Annotated in this window: 19 protein-coding genes; all 19 read right to left on the reverse strand. The window is 58.7% G+C overall.

All coding sequences use genetic code 11. The features are described from left to right. Positions 1–234 precede the first annotated feature (234 nt). Positions 235–759 carry a phosphoribosyltransferase gene (locus BLW02_RS17145; protein ID WP_092700745.1) on the reverse strand — a complete coding sequence of 175 codons (525 nt, stop codon included), beginning with the start codon at positions 757–759 and terminating at the stop codon, positions 235–237. A gap of 52 nt (positions 760–811) precedes the next feature. Further along, positions 812–2,185 (reverse strand): adenylosuccinate synthase, encoded by a 1,374-nt coding sequence (locus BLW02_RS17150; protein WP_092700748.1) that lies wholly within the window; start codon positions 2,183–2,185, stop codon positions 812–814. Positions 2,186–2,197: 12 nt separating this feature from the next. Further along, a complete protein-coding gene (locus BLW02_RS17155; protein ID WP_092700752.1) occupies positions 2,198–3,361 on the reverse strand; it encodes an ATP phosphoribosyltransferase regulatory subunit in 1,164 nt (387 codons plus the stop codon). Between the two features lie 91 nt (positions 3,362–3,452). After that, positions 3,453–3,638, reverse strand: coding sequence for a DUF2065 domain-containing protein (locus tag BLW02_RS17160; protein ID WP_026436286.1), 186 nt, complete (start codon positions 3,636–3,638; stop codon positions 3,453–3,455). Between the two features lie 18 nt (positions 3,639–3,656). Beyond that, on the reverse strand, positions 3,657–4,565 hold the full coding sequence (gene hflC / locus BLW02_RS17165; protein ID WP_092700755.1) for a protease modulator HflC: 909 nt from the start codon (positions 4,563–4,565) through the stop codon (positions 3,657–3,659). A gap of 9 nt (positions 4,566–4,574) precedes the next feature. Next, a complete protein-coding gene (hflK, locus tag BLW02_RS17170; RefSeq protein WP_092700759.1) occupies positions 4,575–5,939 on the reverse strand; it encodes an FtsH protease activity modulator HflK in 1,365 nt (454 codons plus the stop codon). A 53-nt stretch (positions 5,940–5,992) separates the two neighbouring features. Further along, complete coding sequence (hflX, locus tag BLW02_RS17175; RefSeq protein ID WP_483069166.1) at positions 5,993–7,129, reverse strand: GTPase HflX; 1,137 nt, start codon at positions 7,127–7,129, stop codon at positions 5,993–5,995. A gap of 99 nt (positions 7,130–7,228) precedes the next feature. After that, on the reverse strand, positions 7,229–7,483 hold the full coding sequence (gene hfq / locus BLW02_RS17180) for an RNA chaperone Hfq (RefSeq protein WP_244273744.1): 255 nt from the start codon (positions 7,481–7,483) through the stop codon (positions 7,229–7,231). A gap of 104 nt (positions 7,484–7,587) precedes the next feature. After that, positions 7,588–8,931, reverse strand: coding sequence for a ribosome biogenesis GTPase Der (der, locus tag BLW02_RS17185; RefSeq protein WP_092700766.1), 1,344 nt, complete (start codon positions 8,929–8,931; stop codon positions 7,588–7,590). A gap of 13 nt (positions 8,932–8,944) precedes the next feature. Continuing rightward, on the reverse strand, positions 8,945–10,111 hold the full coding sequence (bamB, locus tag BLW02_RS17190) for an outer membrane protein assembly factor BamB (RefSeq protein WP_092700769.1): 1,167 nt from the start codon (positions 10,109–10,111) through the stop codon (positions 8,945–8,947). Further along, positions 10,108–10,794 (reverse strand): YfgM family protein, encoded by a 687-nt coding sequence (locus tag BLW02_RS17195; RefSeq protein ID WP_092700772.1) that lies wholly within the window; start codon positions 10,792–10,794, stop codon positions 10,108–10,110. The genes bamB and BLW02_RS17195 overlap by 4 nt, the downstream gene beginning before the upstream one ends. An 18-nt stretch (positions 10,795–10,812) precedes the next feature. Then, on the reverse strand, positions 10,813–12,078 hold the full coding sequence (gene hisS, locus BLW02_RS17200; protein WP_244273747.1) for a histidine--tRNA ligase: 1,266 nt from the start codon (positions 12,076–12,078) through the stop codon (positions 10,813–10,815). Between the two features lie 149 nt (positions 12,079–12,227). Beyond that, a complete protein-coding gene (gene ispG, locus BLW02_RS17205; protein WP_092700778.1) occupies positions 12,228–13,499 on the reverse strand; it encodes a flavodoxin-dependent (E)-4-hydroxy-3-methylbut-2-enyl-diphosphate synthase in 1,272 nt (423 codons plus the stop codon). Positions 13,500–13,507: 8 nt separating this feature from the next. Then, complete coding sequence (locus BLW02_RS17210) at positions 13,508–14,440, reverse strand: helix-turn-helix domain-containing protein (protein WP_244273745.1); 933 nt, start codon at positions 14,438–14,440, stop codon at positions 13,508–13,510. Then, positions 14,433–15,269, reverse strand: coding sequence for a type IV pilus biogenesis/stability protein PilW (gene pilW, locus BLW02_RS17215; protein ID WP_092700782.1), 837 nt, complete (start codon positions 15,267–15,269; stop codon positions 14,433–14,435). The genes BLW02_RS17210 and pilW overlap by 8 nt, the downstream gene beginning before the upstream one ends. A 26-nt stretch (positions 15,270–15,295) precedes the next feature. Next, entirely contained in the window at positions 15,296–16,417 is a 1,122-nt protein-coding gene (gene rlmN, locus BLW02_RS17220; RefSeq protein WP_092700784.1) for a dual-specificity RNA methyltransferase RlmN, read from the reverse strand. A gap of 84 nt (positions 16,418–16,501) precedes the next feature. Then, positions 16,502–16,927, reverse strand: coding sequence for a nucleoside-diphosphate kinase (gene ndk, locus BLW02_RS17225; RefSeq protein WP_092700787.1), 426 nt, complete (start codon positions 16,925–16,927; stop codon positions 16,502–16,504). An 86-nt stretch (positions 16,928–17,013) separates the two neighbouring features. Then, entirely contained in the window at positions 17,014–18,525 is a 1,512-nt protein-coding gene (locus tag BLW02_RS17230; RefSeq protein ID WP_167544081.1) for a pseudouridine synthase, read from the reverse strand. Next, positions 18,522–19,262: an SMC-Scp complex subunit ScpB gene (gene scpB / locus BLW02_RS17235; RefSeq protein WP_092700790.1), complete on the reverse strand. Its 741-nt coding sequence runs from the start codon at positions 19,260–19,262 to the stop codon at positions 18,522–18,524. The genes BLW02_RS17230 and scpB overlap by 4 nt, the downstream gene beginning before the upstream one ends. Between the last annotated feature and the right edge of the window lie 82 nt (positions 19,263–19,344).

A 19,344-nucleotide genomic window follows, 5' to 3' on the forward strand; every position in this document is an offset into this window, starting at 1 on the left:
AACTTTTGAAAACTTTCTCTCTCCAGGCCCCAGCCGCTTGCAGCAACCAGATCCACCGAGCGAAGCCTTGAATTATATACCGGGTTTTTACCCAGTCCAACCCAAAACCATCTTCTTTTTTCCTCCGCATCCAGTGCCCTCACGAAGAGGGCGCACGGCAGCGAAGCCATAGACTATAACACAGAAATGAGGCGGAAATTTCCCGCTCACAGCGCACTCAGCAATACCAATCCATCACACCTTCCACTTCTCCAGCAGTTTGTCGGGTCCCAAGGCGTCGTAGCCTTCAAAGGGCTGATGGATCCATGGATTGGTTGGCAGGAACTCCACCGAATAGTCTGGCGTGAAGGTTGACATGCCCTTGGTCCAGATGACCGCACTGCGCAATTCCGAGATGGGGGCATAGTTCGTCTTCAACATGTCCATCACCGCGTGCAACGTGTGGCCAGAATCCGCCAGATCGTCCACCAACAACACACGTCCGGCTATTTCACCTCTGGGTGTAGTGATGAAACGTGCGATATCCAGATGCCCTTGAACCGTGCCCGCTTCAGCCCGGTAAGAACTCGTAGACATGATTGCCAAAGGCTTGTCAAAGATGCGACTCAGGATGTCTCCTGGACGCAAACCACCACGGGCCAGACAGAGGATGGTCTCGAACTCCCATCCAGATTGATGGACCTTGAGCGCCAGCTTCTCGATGAGATTGTGGTACTCGTCATAGCTTACGTAAAGGTGTTTGCCGTCTTCCGTCAACATACTTGCTCCTGAATCAATAGCTGGCAACGCTTTAAATTTAACTATCCAGGGGCTATGCCACGTAGGGATGGCGCATCAGGATGGTGTGGTCACGATCCGGACTGGTAGAGACCATGGCAATTGGCACGCCGGTGACTTCAGCGATACGCTCCAGGTATTGCCGTGCACTCAATGGCAGCTTGGTATAGTCCGTCACGCCAACCGTGGACTCACTCCAGCCTGGCAGCGTCTCATAAACGGGCTGGCAACGCGAAATGTCGTCCGCCCCCATCGGCAGCAGGTCGATCAGCTCGCCGTCAAGTTCATAACCGGTGCACAGCTTCAACTCCGACAGGCCATCCAGTACGTCCAGCTTCGTGATGCAGAGACCCGACAGGCCATTGACCTGTGCGCTGCGCTTGAGCAATGCAGCGTCAAACCATCCGCAACGACGACTGCGCCCAGTCGTTACACCCTTCTCCGCCCCCACCGTGCTCATGTGGTAACCCGGCGTGCCGGGCTTCTCCCAGTCCAGTTCGGTAGGGAAGGGACCGCCTCCCACGCGTGTGCAGTAAGCCTTGGTAATGCCGAGGATGTAATGCAGCATGCCGGGCCCGACACCAGAGCCCGCCGCAGCGTTGCCTGCAACGCAGTTGCTGGAGGTCACATAGGGATAGGTACCATGGTCCACGTCGAGCAAGGTACCCTGCGCACCTTCAAACAGCAGATTTGCGCCCGACTCGTGCGCATTGTTGAGCTCCCGCGAAACGTCCGCCATCATGGGCTTGAGCAACTCGGCATGGCGCATGGCTTCGGCGTAGACTGGATCGAACTGCACTTCACCGTCGCGCATATAGGGCTGAAGAGCATCACCAAAAACGAACTTGCCAGATCCCAGGAAAGTCGCCAGCACGTGGTTATGCAAAGAGAGCAGTTCGCGCAATTTCACAGCAAACCGCTCTGGGTACTTGAGATCCTGGACCCGCAGGGCACGGCGGGCAATCTTGTCCTCATAAGCGGGACCAATTCCCCGGCCCGTAGTGCCAATTTTCTCCGTACCGCCTTGCTCACGGGCGGCCTCTCGGGCAACATCCAGCGCCGCATGAAATGGCAAGATCAGCGGACAGGCCTCACTGATGCGCAAGCGCGAGCGCACCTCGACACCGGCTTTCTCAAGCCCCTCGATTTCCTCGAAAAGCTTGGCAGCAGACAGCACCACCCCGTTGCCGATGTAGCACTTGACTCCAGGCCGCATGATGCCACTGGGGATCAGATGCAACGCAGTCTTCACGCCGTTGATCACCAACGTGTGCCCTGCGTTGTGCCCTCCCTGAAAACGGACAACGCCCTGTGCGCTTTCCGTCAACCAGTCCACCAGCTTTCCTTTACCCTCGTCGCCCCACTGGGTACCGACCACGACCACATTGCGACCTTTGGTTGCTTTCATCTCAAACCCAATTCAATTGTCAATTGCTTCAATAGCTTGCACGACCCATTGACCCGAGGCCAGAACCAGCTCTCGATCGCAATGGAACTCATCAGCTTCGCTTTCGTGCCCCGGCAGCACGCAAACCACGGTTTCACCACGATTGCGCAGCGCCGAAATGGCCGCATGAACATCGCCCGAATCGCCCCAGGGTGCACGAATGGCAGCCTTCAGTGCGCGCGGGGACACCACGCCGACCACCTGCTTGATGTCAAGGCTGAACCCAGCGGCAGGCCGGTTACGCCCAAATACGGCACCCACTTCGTCATAGCGACCACCGCGCACCAGGGCATCGCTGGCTCCGGGAGCATAGATGGCAAAGCGCGCCCCACTGTAATAGGCATAACCCCGCAAATCGGCCAGATCAAAAGTGACACGAACACCCTCGAGACGGGATGCCAACAACTTCAAGTTGGATAGCAGTTCACGCACACCAGGTGTGCGCTTGAGGGCCTGTTCTGCCTCAACCAAAATACTTTCATCGCCATAGAGTTGCAACAACGCCAGCAACCCCTCGCGCGATGCCACGGGAAAATCGCGGGCCAGAAAAGCCAACTCGCCGGCATCCTTGGTGGCCAAGGCTGCGTGAATGGCCTGAAGCAGGTTGCCATCCACCGTCACGCCTGCAAGCAAGCTACGAACGATCCGAACATCGGCAAGATCCACGGTGGTGTCTTGCACATTGGCGACCCGCAAGCAATGCAGCGCCAGCAGCAGCGCCTCAAGGTCTGCCTCCAGCCCGGCATGGCCATAGATTTCTGCACCGAACTGCAGCGGCTCGCGCGTCGCATGGGGACGGTCAGGCCGCGTGTGCACCACCGGGCCGCAGTAGCAGAGTCGGGTGACCCCCTTCCGGTTGAGCAGATGCGCATCGATGCGGGCAACCTGGGGTGTGGTGTCGGCACGCAGCCCCAAGGAGCGGCCTGAGAGCTGATCCACCAACTTGAAAGTCTGCAGACCGAGTGCCTCACCGGTTCCCGTCAGCAGAGACTCCAGGTGCTCCAGCAGCGGCGGCATGACAAGCTCATAGCCATAGCAACGGGCCGTATCAAGCAGCCCGCGACGCAATTCTTCGATGTGCCGCGCTTCGGACGGCAAGACATCGGCAATATGATCCGGCAGGACCCAAGCAGACATGGAAATGGGAAGGCTGTTAAAAACGTGATTCTACCGGCAGCGGTGAAACACACCGAGCGCGGCCATGGTCGCGGGATTGAGGTCCGCAGAATCAGACCAGCAGCATGGCGATGCCAGAAACGATGCACAGCAGTGCAAAAAACCGAATCTGGCCGTCGCGCAGCTGCACCATCTGCGTAAAGACACGGCGCCAGCCGGCAGGTGACACGAACGGCAATAGCCCCTCGATCACCAACACCAACGCCAGCGCGGTCCAGAGACTATCGTTCAATTCCACGTGGCTTGGCCGGTGGCGTTACTTGCGCGCCGGCTGGACTGCAGGGGAAGCAGACCCGCCTCGAAAAGCCTTGAAAAAATCAGATGAGGACGGGTCCAGCACCATGACGTCGCTCTTCTTGCTGAAGCTGGCCTTGTAGGCTTCCAGGCTGCGATAGAACTGGGCAAATTGAGGATCACGGCCAAACGATTCGGCATAGATGCGTGCCGCCTCGGCATCCCCTTCACCCTTGACCTTTTGTGCATCGCGATAAGCATTTGCAATGGTGATCTCGCGCTGACGATCGGCATCGGCACGAATCTTCTCCCCCTCCGCCGCCCCCGTCGAACGCAGCTCATTGGCCACGCGCTTACGCTCTGCCTCCATCCGGCGATAAACGGATTCGGTGATCGCCTCGACGTAGTCCACCCGGGTGATGCGAACATCCACCACATCCACCCCCCACGGTTTGGCGCCGCGGACGGTTTCCAGGACTTCGCGCTTCACATCGGCCATCAGGTTCTCGCGCTTGAGCGACAACAGTTCCTTGACCGTCCGCTTGTTGATTTCCTCCTGAAACGCATTGCGCACCACCCGATTGAGCTGCATGGCCCCCGCGGTCTCATCCAGACCAACGTTGCGGATGTATTCGGTGGGTTCAGAAATTCTCCAGCGCACATACCAGTCAATAACCACACGCTGCTTCTCAGCCGTCAGCATGGGCTCGGTGTCAGTGCTGTCGAGGGTCAACAACCGCTTGTCAATATAGGACACGTTCTGAAAAGGTGGCGGCAACTTGAAGTTCAGCCCCGGTTCCGTGATGACCTCCTTGATCTGCCCCAAGGCATACAAGACGCCAAACTGGCGCTGATCCACGACGAAGAGCATCGAGCTCATCAATGCGAGCACTACCAAGACGGTAGAAGCAATAAATCCAACTCTGTTCACAAGATGCTCCTAGCGGGTTTCGCGGTCACGCGTACGACTGCTGTCACGCGCACGGGAATCGTTCGGCAAACTGCCAGCCGGTGCCGACGGAGGCACCGCCAAGGCCCCGCCAGCGGCGGGAGTCTCGACCGAACCGGATGATTGCGAGACACCCTGCATGATCTTGTCCAACGGCAGATAGAGCAGGTTGGATCCCTGCCGCGACTCCACCAGCACCTTGGTCACGTTGCCGTAAATCTGCTGCATGGACTCCAGATACATGCGGTCGCGCGTAACCTGTGGGGCTTTCTGATATTCCGCCAGAACGGAAGAAAACCGTTGCGCATCGCCCTGTGCCTGGGCCACGATGCGGGCCTTGTATGCAGCCGCCTCTTCCTTCAACCGGGAAGCTGAACCGACTGCACGAGGAACCACATCGTTGGCATAGGCCTCGGCTTCATTTTTCGCCCGCTCCCTTTCCTGTCCGGCCTTCAACACATCATCAAACGAGGCCTGCACCTGCTCTGGCGGACGCACGCCCCCCTGCTGCAGATTGATGCCGACCACCTCCACACCCACCTTGTAACGGTCGAGTATGGTCTGCATCAGCGCGCGCACCCGCGGCGCAATCTGATCGCGCTCTTCGGCCAGGGCGGTATCCATGCGCATCTTGCCCACCACTTCACGCACGGCCGTCTCCGCCGCCTGCACCACCGCATCTGCCGGATTCTTGCTCTCGAAGAGCCAAGCCCTGGCATCGCTCAGGCGGTACTGAACGGCGAACTTGATTTCGACAATGTTTTCATCTTCAGTCAGCATGGCCGACTCACGCAGGCCCGTGCTCTTGATCACATTGTCCCGCCCCACATCGGCAGAGCGAATCTGGGTCACAAAAACCAGTTCGTGGCGTTCAATCGGATAGGGAAGGCGCCAGTTAAAACCCGCCCCCTTGGTGCTTTGGTACTTGCCAAAGCGCGTGATGACTGCCTGCTGGCCTTCCTGGACAATGAAGATGCCGGTTCCCATCCAGATCACAAACACAATGCCGGCGATAAGACCAATGCCCATGCCCGCATTCTTCATATCCGGCTGAAAACCACCACCATTGCCGCCACCAGGGCCCCGAGATCCACCGCTCTTGTTGCCGAACAGCCCACCCAGCTTGCGATTGAGGTCGCGCCACAATTCGTCCAGATCAGGTGGCTGCCCCTTGGATCCAGAGTCGCGCCCACTGCCGCCTCCCGAAGGCTGCACAGGGGGACGCTCGGGCTCAGGACGGTTGCCATCCTCGGCCTTGTCCTCGCCACGCCCCCATCGGGGATCGTTCAAATTGAACATCCCACGGATGCGGTCTGGGAGCATTGCCCAGCGTGGGTTACGGTCTTGAAAATTCATGCGCAAAGTCTCTGGTTCTCTGGTGATATCGATGCAACCGGCATTGTGCCCAATCAGGGTGCCTGGGTCGGGAATTCAGCGAGATCGACTGGGGTCATGTCGGCTTGGACTGCAAGCACGGTCTGGGCCAATTTTTGCCGAAGTACATCAAGACCTTCTCCGCTGCGCGCACTGACAAACAGGCGGTCCACAGGTCGGCCATCCAACTCGTACATATCCTGCAACAAGGCGGGACGCTGCTCCGGCGCAATGGCATCGAGCTTGTTGAATACCAGCAACTGGGCAATGTCGGCAGCGCCAATTTCGCGCAGTACCCGTTGAACTTGATCGATCTGCTCGGGGAAGTTGGGATTGGACGCGTCCACGACATGCAACAGCAAGTCCGCATCCACCGCCTCTTGCAGCGTGGCCTGGAAGGCATCCACCAGTCCGTGTGGCAAGTCGCGAATAAAGCCGACGGTATCTGACAGCGATACGGATCTACCAGCCTCCCCCAGATACAACTGCCGTGTCGTGGTATCCAACGTGGCGAACAGCTGATCGGCGGCATACGCCCTCGCCTTCACCAAGGCATTGAACAAGGTGGATTTTCCGGTGTTGGTGTAACCCACCAAGGAAATATTGAAAGTATCACGCCGCTCTCGCTGGCGTCGCTGCGTCGAGCGCTGGCGCTTCACCTTGACCAGGCGTTCCTTGGTCCGCTTGACCGCGTCGCTGATCATGCGACGATCCAGCTCAATCTGGGTTTCGCCCGGCCCCCCGCGCGCACCAATCCCACCACGCTGACGCTCCAGGTGCGACCAGCGCCGAACCAGTCGAGTGCTCAGGTATTGCAGACGCGCCAATTCCACCTGCAGCTTGCCCTCGTGGCTTCGGGCCCGTTGGGCAAAAATTTCAAGGATCAGCAGCGTCCGGTCGTTGACAGGCAACTCAAGGTGGCGCTCCAGATTGCGCTGCTGTGCGGGACTCAATGCCTGATCAAAGAGCACCTCCACTGCACCATGCATCTGTGCGAGCATGCGGATCTCATCCGCCTTGCCCGAACCGACAAACAGCGCAGCATCGGGCGCCTTGCGCTTGCAGGTCAGCCGTGCAACAGGCTCCAGCCCGGCAGTCTGCGCCAGCAGCCCCAACTCATCAAGGCTGGCATCAAAATGAGGAAGCCCAAAATCGACCCCCACCAGAAGCACTGGAGTACGTGGAGCATTGATCGAATCAGAGGAACTCAAATGAACCGGCCTATCTTCGTGGCTGGTCTTTGTTGACCGGCCGTGCAGCACCGCGCCCAATCAGGCGCCGCTGTTTTCAGCATCCAGGGTGTCTGCTGTTGAAAAATTGACCGCACGTCCCGGCACAATCGTGGAAATGGCGTGCTTGTAGACCATCTGGGTCACCGTGTTGCGCAGCAGCACCACGTACTGGTCAAACGACTCAATTTGCCCCTGCAGCTTGATGCCATTCACCAGATAAATGGAGACTGGCACGTGCTCCTTGCGCAGAGCGTTCAGGAAAGGATCTTGCAGAAGTTGGCCTTTATTGCTCACGATATTCTCCGTGTTCAAGTGTTGTTGTAAACCATCACCTTACCACAGCACGCACTGCGGCAAAGTGGATGCCACAGAATCCCTCTGGCACCCACGTTCTTGACTTAACTGTCGTCTTTGTCAGCGAAGGGGTTGTGAGATGTCTTCATTTCTATGCGCAGCGGTGTTCCCACCAAATCGAATTCCTTGCGGAAACGCCCTTCCAGGAAACGCTTGAAAGCATCCGTCACATGTTCCAGGGAATTCCCGTGGATCACAATCACCGGCGGATTCATGCCCCCCTGGTGTGCGTATCGCATCTTGGGGCGGAACATGCCCGCGCGCTTCGGTGCTTGAAACTGCACCGCCTCCAGCAGCACACGCGTCAGTACCGGCGTAGACATCTTGCAGGTCGCCGCTTTGTGCGCCTGGGCGATAGAAGCCCACAAGGGACCCAAGCCTTGTCGCTTTTTGGCAGAAATGAAATGTATGGCTGCAAACTTCAAGAACGTCAGCCGGGTTTCAATGGACCGCTCAAGCAATTGGCGCTGGTAGTCATCAACGGCATCCCACTTGTTGACGGCCAGAACCACCGCCCGCCCACTCTCAAGGATGTACCCAGCAATATGCGCGTCCTGGTCTGTGACTCCCTGGGTGGCATCCAGCAACAGCAGCACTACATTTGCCGATTCGATCGCCTGCAGGGTCTTGACCACCGAGAACTTCTCGATAGCCTCGAACACTTTCCCCTTGCGACGCAATCCGGCAGTGTCGACCAATTCGAACCGTTGTCCATTGCGCTCAAAAGGCACCGTAATGGCATCGCGCGTGGTGCCCGGCATGTCAAAGGCAACCAGACGCTCTTCACCCAGCCACGTATTGATCAGGGTTGACTTGCCCACGTTGGGGCGGCCGGCCACCGCCAGCTTTATCGTACTTTTATCTAGGTCCTGATCGGTATCGTCAGGCTCCGGCAGATGAAGCGGCTCCAGGGCCAGATCCACCAGCCCACGAATCCCCTGACCATGGGCCGCGGACACCGGGTAAACGTCACCCAGGCCCAATTCGTAGAACTCTGCCAGCTGAACGCCCTGCACCATACCCTCGGCCTTGTTCGCCACCAAAACACACGGTTTGCCAAGCCTGCGAAGATAATTTGCGATATCGTGGTCCTGCGCTGAAACACCCGCGCGTGCGTCCACCACAAAGATCACCACATCGGCTTCCGCCACAGCCTGCTGCGTTTGCTTGGCCATCTCGCGATAGATGCCGCTGGATGCGTCCGGCTCGAACCCCCCGGTGTCGATCACGATGTACTCGTGCTTGCCTTGCTTGCCGTTGCCGTAGTGCCTGTCGCGCGTCAACCCGGCAAAGTCGGCCACGATGGCATCTCTCGACTTTGTGAGGCGATTGAACAACGTGGATTTCCCGACGTTCGGACGCCCCACGAGGGCGATAACTGGCTTCATTGAAAATAACCCATCAATCAGGACGGAAGCCATATATCCCGCCATTGCGGGTGACAGCCACCAAGGTATCCGCAGCAACAACCGGAGCGGCGGCGATGCCGGAGGCATCTGTGGTCAATCGATTCAACGGGCCGCCATCATCGCGAGACAGCAGATGCAAGAGCCCGGCATCATCCCCTACAACAACCGACCGCCCCAAAAGCAGCGGCGCCGTCAGCTTTCGAAACTTGAGCCGATCCGATGTCCAGGCACGCGTGCCATCGGCTCGGCGCCAGGCAAGCACCACACCATTGCTCTCAGTTCCAAAAATGAGTTCACCGTTGCCGTGAATACCCTCTGTTCCCGCCGCAAGCTGCGTCCAAGCCACGATGCCACGCGCCGTATTCACGCACCCCACGGATGCTTGAAATGCGCGCGCGCAGACACTATCGCCGACACGTGAAACACGACCGACCAAGTCCACGAGACGCTCCACATCGTTCGTACCACGGGCACTGGCCAGAGGGGCTTCCCATCGCACACTGCCATTGTCCGGATTGAGGCCCACCAATCGGCCCGACAATCCGACCACCAGCGTATCACCGACCGCCAGGAGCACCCCGGATTGACGCAATACCAAGGGCTCTCCGGGACGGGACTGGGTCCACAAACGCCCCCCCGTCGCAGCATCATAGGCAGCAACCGACCGGTCGGCAGACAACACAAAAATGCGGTTTCCCGCCACCAGCGGAGCAGTAAAGGTTTGTGTCTGCAAAGGCTTGCGCCATAGCTCGCGCCCTGCCTCCATTGAGACCAGCATGTTGCTGCGGGAAACAACGGCAGTCCATTTGCCGTCGCTGCCCACCCCCGCCGACAAGGGTTCACCCAGTGAGGCACGCCAGAGATCCGCCCCCGATCGGGCATCCAGAGCAACCACCACGCCATCCGCCGATGCGACGGTCACTACATGGCCAGCAGCGTGAACATCCAGAGGCAGCCCTGCAACGCTACCGATGCGCGCCGTCCAAACCTGGCGAACGCCCAGAACGGGAACATTGGGGCCAAGATCCGCAGGCACGGGCTTGGAACTGCCACCCCAGAGCGAGCAACCACTCAGCACTGCCCCTGCCAAAAGCACGGATGCCACATGCTTGACACGCAAGATCGACAACGGAGAAAGCGAGGGTAAAACAAATCTCATTTTTTGACCTTGTCGGATGTAACGGCCACGGCGACAGCGTCTTGAGGATGAACTCCCAATGCGTTGAGCTTGACCTCCACCAGGCGGCGGTACTCCACGCGATCGTCAAAAGCCTTGAATGCGCGGCTGTACTCGGCAATGGCTTGCTCCTGCTTTCCCTGCAGCAGCAAGATATCACCCTTGCGATCAGCGACCACCGCATCGAACTCGGCCGGAAATGCTCCCGAGACTTGCTTGAGTGCTCCATCCAGATCCTTCTGATCCATGAGCACGCTGGACAGGCGCAACCTGGCAATCGCCTTGTAGCCATCATCACCGGCATTTTCGACGACCCAGGTTAAAGCGTCCTTCGCCCCCGTAGCGTTGCTGGCATCGAGCATGGATTTGGCAAGCACCAGCCCTGCCTGCGCAGTCTGCGTCGTTCCTGCATATTTAGAGCGTAGATCACCAAGCGCCTGCTCCATGCGAGCCTGGTCGCCGGCGCGGGAAGCCACATCGACTGCATCAAAAAGTGCCGCGGCCTGCGTTGACTGGCGATTCTGCCAATACTGGTAACCATTCCAGGCGGCGAGAGAGCCAAATACCAGCAGCACCAGGGAACTGATCAATGTTCCCCAGGTGTTCCAGAAATGCTTGAGTTGATCAAGTTGTTCTTGTTCTTCGAGATCGAGATGATTGGCCATGAATATGCTTGCTTGAAATTAACTGGAAAATTGCAGGGTGCTGGCCCATTCGGACACACTATCCAGGCAGTGCTCCGTCTGCGCACCACTGCCATCTCGCAATGACTTGCACAAAACCATGCCGCGCGCCAGCTCATCCGATCCAAAAACGAGCGCATGCCGGGCGCCACTGGCGTCTGCCTTCTTGAACTGGGATTTCATGCTTCCCATGCCTTCACCCGACGCAGGGGCACCATGCATCTGTACGCTGACACCGTGCGCCCGCAAGCGCTCCAGCGTCGCAATGGCCACCGGCAAAGCGGCCGCATCCGGAATGACCGCGTAAACATCCGGGGTCACCGGTGGAATGGCGCTGCCCTGTTCCTTAAGAAGTTCCAGCACACGCTCGACCCCAAGGGCCCAGCCAACAGCAGGCGCGGCCTTGCCTCCTATCTGCTCAATAAGATAGTCGTATCGTCCGCCACCACAAATAGTGCCCTGGGAACCCAACTGGTCCGTGACAAACTCAAACACCGTCAGATTGTAGTAATCCATGCCACGCACCAAACGTGGATTGACCCGCCAGGAAACGCCATTCGCATCCAAAATGGCCTTGACCACGTTGAAGTGCTGCAAAGACGCTTCACCGAGAAAATCAATCAACCGCGGTGCCGCTTCCACGATCTGCTGCATCGCCGGGTTCTTGGTGTCCAGAATCCGCAACGGGTTGCTATGCAGTCGCCGTCGTGCCTCGTCATCCAGAGCATCGACATGGCGTTCCAGATAGGCAATCAAAGCGGCCCGGTGGGCCTTGCGTTCGTCCGGTTGGCCCAGACTGTTGATCTCCAGGCGCACATTGTGAAGACCCAGCTCTTTCCATAATGCATTGGCCAACAGAATCAATTCTGCATCCAGTTCCCCACCGGGAAATCCGAGCGCTTCCGCCCCGATCTGATGAAACTGGCGATACCGCCCCCGCTGGGGACGCTCGTGGCGGAACATGGGGCCCATGTAGTACAAACGCTTGCCACCGTCGTACAGCATGGAGTGTTCAGCAACAGCGCGAACGACTCCGGCCGTCGCCTCCGGCCGCAAGGTCAATTGCTCGCCATTCAAGCGGTCCTCAAAGGAATACATTTCCTTTTCGACGATATCGGTGACTTCCCCCAGCCCACGAACGAACAGCGACGTCGGCTCGACAATCGGCGTGCGAATATTGCGATAGGCATACCGCTCCATGAGCGAACGCACCTTGCTCTCCAGCCATTCCCACCGTGCGGAGTCGGGCGGCAAGATGTCGTTCATGCCTTTGACAGCGGTTAGCTTTTCAAGCTTCGACACAGGGGTTCCTTTTTCAGTACGCACTGCGGTATTTTCTTTATGGAGATGGAAGGATAAGAAACAGGGCGCGCCAAGGACCTGCAGGCCAACCGCGCCGGAACCGCGCTCACAAACTACGCGGTCGAAGACACTGCCCCGAACCGCTTCTCGATGTAGTTTTCGACGATCTGGTGGAATTCATTGGCGATGTTGTCGCCACGCAGGGTGAGGGCTTTTTCCCCATCAATGAACACCGGGGCAGCAGGTGCTTCACCGGTACCGGGAAGGCTTATGCCGACATCAGCGTGCTTGCTTTCACCCGGGCCATTCACGATGCACCCCATGACCGCAATCTTCAGATTTTCCACACCGGGATAACGCACGCGCCACACAGGCATCTGCGCGCGAAGGAAATCATCAATCTGTTTGGCAAGATCCTGGAAAGTGGTGCTGGTCGTACGGCCGCAACCAGGGCATGCCGTCACGCTGGGGACGAAAATCCGCAGACCCAGTGACTGCAGGATCTCCGATGCCACCACAACCTCCTGCGTCCGCGCTTCACCCGGTTGGGGGGTGAGCGAGACGCGAATGGTGTCGCCGATGCCCTCCTGCAGCAAGATCGACAACGCGGTGGTAGATGCCACGGTTCCCTTGGTACCCATGCCCGCTTCCGTGAGCCCCAGATGCAGCGCATAGTCGCAACGGCGCGCCAATTCACGGTAAACCGAGATCAGATCCTGAACGCCACTGACCTTGCACGAGAGGATGATCTGATTGCCGTCCAAGCCCATGTCTTCGGCACGACGCGCGGACTCCACGGCTGAAGTGATCAGGGCCTCGTACATCACCTGGCGCGCATCCCATGGTTGGGAGCGACGGCTGTTGGCATCCATCAGGCTTGCCAGAAGTTCCTGGTCAAGACTGCCCCAATTGACACCAATACGAACCGGCTTGCTCCACCGCATTGCCGCTTCGATCATTTGACCGAACTGGCGATCACGCTTGTCTCCCTTGCCGACGTTGCCCGGATTGATGCGGTACTTCGACAATGCCTGGGCACAATCCGGGAAATCTGTCAAAAGCCGATGGCCGTTGTAATGAAAGTCGCCGACCAGGGGAACGCTCTCCCCCATGCGATCCAGTTGTTCCCGGATATAGGGGACCGCTGCCGCAGCCTCCGGCGTGTTGACGGTAATCCGAACAAACTCGGACCCCGCCTGGGCCAGTTCCTTCACCTGGATAGCTGTGCCGATAGCATCCACCGTATCCGTATTGGTCATGGACTGGACGCGCACAGGAGCATCGCCGCCCACTGTGACGACACGAGATCCCCACACCACCCTCGCCTGCCTGGAGCGCCGAAGGGCAGGTGTTGACACGGCGATCGGCGCTGTATTGGTATCCATTGTTTCCACTATCTCACCTCGAAGCGAGCGACATTCTCACGGGACACGGAGCCCAGCTCATAAGGCTTGCCACGCACAAAAACCTCGGTAGCATCCGCTCGTCCGATGACTACCGCCAGAGGCAGCGCACCCGACACAGAAACCAGCTCGTCGGGTGCCAAATTGCGCTGAAATACCACGGCACCTGTCGCATCCCGAACCTGTATCCACGACTCTCTGCGCGCCTTGAAGGCAAGCACACCAGCAGGTGTATCGACAGCAGACGCGGGAACAGCAGATGCTTCAGCGGAAGACATGGCAGGAACAGGTGGTGCTTCCTCCGCCGACTCCTTGGAGTCACCGGCAAAAGCCGTGACCTCCACGCCAGAAGTGGCACTCGCCGGCGCGGAAACTGCAGTGGCTGGGCGCTCCTGCGCCACATCCACCGCAGGTGTGGAAATCACGGCATCTGGCGCTGGTTGCTTGAACAATGCCAGCAGGTCAGCTTCAAGGCTGCGGGGCAAGAAAATCATCAGCGCTGCCCCGATCAGCAGCATGCCCACCGCCCACACCAGCGTTTTCGAGCGTGGAACGACAAACGGCGTAGACGATGATTTGCTTCGGAAGCCCTTGACGGTCGCATTCAGCCCCCCGTCATTGTTGGACAGCCTGGGACTTTCTCCTTGAGGGAGAAGCGCCAGAACCGGCTCAGGGTTGATCTTCAGGGTACGGCAAATGCTGGACGCCAAAGCCCGCACAAATACGATGTCCGGGAGTGCAGAAAAATCATCCGCCTCCAGGGCTTCGAGCTTTCCCACAGGAACCTTCGTGGCTCCCGCCAGAGCAGCAATATGCACTCCGGCAGCTTCCCGGGCCTCCCGCAACAACGCGCCCGCCGTCACCCCTCGCGCATATTGGTCATGCGATTCAGACCCCGACTGCTCGCCCATCAACTCACTCATTGAATGCCCCGCGTTCATACGCGCCCCACTCGCGCGACTCAGGGAACCGCTTGCGCAACTGGTCTGCAAGCTGCCGCGCGGCCACCGTGTCCCCCAAGGCACGCTCCACCTTGATCCCGAGCCACAAAGATTCCGAGTTGGCATATTCGCTGTTGTTCAGGCGCCGAATGTAAAACTGCGCACGACTCAACTCATTGCGTCGCAGCAGCAACGCAGACAGGTGGTACCCCACCACGGGATTTGCAGCATCCAGTTCATAGGCCTTGATCAGGGACTGCTCGGCTTCTGCATACTGTGCTGCACCCACCTGGCACAGTCCTCTGGCCATCAGCGTCTTGCCGCGGGCAGCATATGCAGGGTTGTCCAGCGCACGGACAAACTGCTGATCCGCTTCTGCATATTTTTTCTGCTGGCATAAAAGCCAGCCAAAGTTATGCAACAAATTGGGGTCGCCTGGACGCAATGCCTGCGCCCGGCGAAAGCTTTCTTCCGCCTGGGCGAAATCGTTGAGCCGCAAATAGATAAGACCACGCAGGTTGTAGGCGTCCGCATAGTTGGCATCAGCCGCAAGCGACTGCTTGACCTCGTCCAGGGCCACGGCAGTTTGCCCCATCTCGAAATAATTCGATGCCAGCTCCAGGCGAATTCGTGCACGGCGCCTTGCATCAGGTTCGTCGGACGGTGTCACCAGATCCGCAGTGGAGTCCGAAGCAGAGGCGCCCCCATTGGCCGCACAGCCGCCAAGAGCAAAACAAAAGCCCAGGACACCACAAGCCATCAGCATCCAGTGCCGATATTGCCGCCAGCGACCACCAGTCGATCCCACCATGTAGCGCTTCCTTGATAAGTAGCGACCTAAGTCACCTGTTTGAGCACGATTGTGCGTTGCTTTGCCATACGCTCCACCACACGTGTGCGGTCTTGCACATCGCCTGCCAATTGACCGCAGGCAGCATCGATATCATCCCCGCGCGTCTTGCGCACTGTCGTGACAATGCCCGCTTCGCTCAGCACCTTTGCGAAGATTGCCACCTGTGCCTGGGAAGAACGCTTGAGCCCTGATGCCGGAAATGGATTGAACGGAATCAGATTGAATTTGCAGTGGATCGCCCTGCCAATCGATGGCTTGACCAGTTCAATCAGTTGATGGGCATGCTCGATCTGGTCGTTCACCCCATCCAGCATGCAATATTCAAATGTGATGAAGTCCCTTGGCGCATGCTCGAGATAACGGTGACACGCCTCCAGCAACTCCTGGATCGGGTACTTGCGGTTTATCGGCACCAGATAATCACGCAAGGCATCACTGGGCGCGTGCAAGGACACAGCCAAGGCCACAGGACAGTCCTGCGACAATCGATCCATCATGGGAACGACACCCGAAGTAGACACCGTTACACGCCTGCGCGACAGGCCATAACCATGGTCATCGAGCATGACCCTCAACGCCGGCACAAGGGCCGCATAGTTTTGTAGCGGCTCCCCCATCCCCATCATCACCACATTGGTAATGATGCGGGAAGAAGAGCCAAAGCGGGCGCGCAAGGCGTGCTCGGCAAACCACAACTGCGCAACGATCTCGCCCGTGGTGAGATTGCGGCTGAAGCCTTGATGGCCTGTCGAGCAAAATCGGCACCCTACTGCACAACCGGCCTGCGACGATACGCAGAGTGTTCCCCGATCATCTTCAGGAATGAACACGGATTCGACGGCATTGCCGCCACCCACGTCAAACAACCATTTGACCGTGCCATCAGCCGAAACATGTTCACTGATGACTGGCAGGGCCTGCACATGAGCACAGCCCTTCAACTTGGTCCGCAATGCAACGGCCAGATCGCTCATGCCGTCAAAATCGCTGACGCCCCGCTGGTGAATCCAGCGGAAAAGCTGTGTCGCACGAAAACGCTTTTCCCCGAGCTGACCACAAAAACCGATCAACCCATCCAAGTCAAAATCCAGAAGGTTGGTTGTCATGGCAGCCGCGCCCTCAGTCGGTCGCAACTGTCCCCAGCACTTGATTTCTCCAGCGAGACCAGAACGAGTGTGGGGACAATCATGTCAGCGCGAGTAGACGTTCATGCCGGCGAAGAAGAAGGCGATTTCCACTTGAGCGGTCTCAGGGGCATCGGAACCATGCACGGCATTGGCATCAATGCTGTCTGCAAAATCAGCGCGAATGGTGCCGGCCTCGGCCTTCTTCGGATCCGTTGCACCCATCAATTCGCGATTCTTCAGGATCGCGTTCTCACCTTCCAGCGCCTGAATCATGACGGGGCCGGAGATCATGAAATCCACCAGATCCTTGAAGAAAGGACGTGCCTTGTGCACAGCATAGAACTGCTCAGCTTCCAAGCGGGAGAGGTGGGCCATGCGGGCAGCGACAACCTTGAGGCCGGCGGCTTCAAAGCGGGCATAAATCTGGCCAATGACATTCTTGGCAACTGCGTCGGGCTTGATGATGGAGAGAGTACGTTCGATAGCCATATTGATTTCCTGGTGTGATGTTGCTGTGATTTTTGCCCATAGGGCAAAGCTTTTGATTCTAACCGGGCAAGAAAACGCCGGCAGGTCTAGCGATTGCCTCCGCGACGGGATCCACCACCCATACGGCGCTGATCCTGACGGTGGCGCGACAGACTGTCTACACCAATGTAGCCCACCGATGTTTTCATGGGATCGGGTTGTGCACTCCCGCGCTGGCGATCCGGGTTGCCGCCGCGCACCCCCGGATCATCCGATCGACGAGGCCCCTGGCCGCGCGCCTTGCCCCCTCCGCCACCGGCACCTGCAGAACGCTTGCGAGCATCGCCCACGCGTTGCTGCCCCCCACGTCCGCGCCCCCTGTTGCCGCGCTCTGCGCCGCCAATGCCTTCCTCGCCACCCACTCCTCTGGCTTCTGAGCGTCCCGCCCCGGCAGCCTGCACCAGGGCGCGGATGTCGCTCTCATCGAGTTCCAGCCAGGCCCCCCGCTTAAGCCCACGGGGCAAGACCATTGCTCCATACCGGATTCGGATCAGGCGGCTGACCGCATGGCCCACGGCCTCCAGCATGCGACGCACCTCGCGATTGCGCCCCTCGGAGATGGTGACGCGATACCAGCAGTTGGAACCCTCCCCACCGCCGTCCTCGATCGAGCCAAACGCGGCCATGCCGTCGTCCAGCCGGACACCATCCAGCAATTGCTGTTTTTCTTCGTTGCTCAAGGCACCCAGAACGCGTACGGCATATTCCCGCTCCAATCCGAATCGGGGATGCATCAGCTTGTTGGCCAACTCACCCGAACTCGTGAACAAAAGCAGCCCCTCTGTATTCAGATCCAGTCGACCGACCGACTGCCATTTCCCCTGCTGCAACCGGGGAAGCTTGCGGAACACGGTCGGACGGTTTTGTGGATCATCGTGGGAAACCACCTCCCCGACGGGCTTGTGATACGCGATGACACGCGCCGGCGGAGGATCGATGCGGTAACGAATCGGCTTGCCGTTCACCTTCACCTGATCGCCAAACTGCACGCGCTGACCGATGTGTGCCGGCTCGTTGTTCACCGAAATTCTTCCCTCGAGAATCAACTGCTCCATCTCGAGGCGAGAACCCAACCCTGCCTGTGCCAGCACCTTGTGAAGCTTGGGTGTTTCTGCCTGGGGCAATAAAACGCGCTTGGGGGCCACGTCCTCGCTGTTGACCTCGTCGGCATCGAAACGCCCGGAAATGACGTCTTCGAACTGGTAGCCACCCGCCGCAGAGGGGGGGGATCGCTTGCCGCGCCCAGCGCCTCCCGCGTGGCGCGGATTTGCCGGGGGCCTGGTGCCGGTCTCGCTGTGATCTTCCATCACTGGCGATTCCGCAACCTGAAACGCCACTTCCGCGCTCTTCAGCGGGACCGACAACACCGCAGCAGGCTCCGGTTCCACCGATTCTTTGGCGAGCGCAGCATGGGCCGCCACTGCCTCGACGGCACCATCCGCTGGCACCGCTTTCTTGCGAGAGGTTTTTCGTGCCGCAGATTTTTTCTGCAGCATTGCCGCCTCGGAATTCTCCGTCTCATGCGGCATGTTCTGTACATCGGAAGTGGAATCGTTCATAAATTATTTCCCGAGACACCCCCGGGGGCATCCTCTTGTTCATCGTGGAGATTGGTCTCCACACTTGGCCTGGCCTGCATCTCCTGCAACGCTTCCTGGCGCTCCAGCCCCGGCAACTGATCGCTCACCGACGAAAAAACCTCGGGGATGCCGCCTCCATCCATCTCCAAAGCTCCCTGCAGGCTGGCTGCCGAGGCCATTGCCTCCAGTACCGAGGCACTGCCGGTGGGATCATCCAGTACAGGCAACTGATCCAGTGACTGCAAGCCCAGATCATCCAAAAACTGGCGCGTGGTCGCAAACAACGCAGGCCGGCCCACTGTTTCGCGGTGGCCAATGACCTCCACCCAACCCCGGTCCTCCAGCTGCTTGACGATCAGGCTGTTGACGGTGACCCCCCGAATGTCCTCAATATCCCCACGCGTCACAGGCTGACGGTACGCGATGATGGCCAGTGTCTCCAGCGTGGCACGCGAATAGCGCGGAGGTTTTTCCGGATGCAGCTTGTCCAGGTATTCACGCATCTCGGGACGGCTTTGAAATCGCCACCCGGAGGCCACCTGCACCAGTTCAACGCCCCGCAATGCCCAGTCCTGCTGGAGTTCCTGCAACAGGACTTTCAGCGTGTCCGCCCCCAGTGCATCATCAAAAAGTACACGCAGCTCCCGTACCGCCATGGGCTGCGCAGCGCAGATCAGGGCGGTTTCGAGGACCCGTTTGGCATCCACCGTATTCATGGTTCAGCGATTCCGGGAAAAATTGGGCCACACAGCGTTTGCAGGCACTACACCAACTGCAGGAGTCGATCCATGGTGCACC

The organism is Acidovorax soli, assembly GCF_900107605.1.
GTDB lineage: Bacteria > Pseudomonadota > Gammaproteobacteria > Burkholderiales > Burkholderiaceae_C > Acidovorax > Acidovorax soli.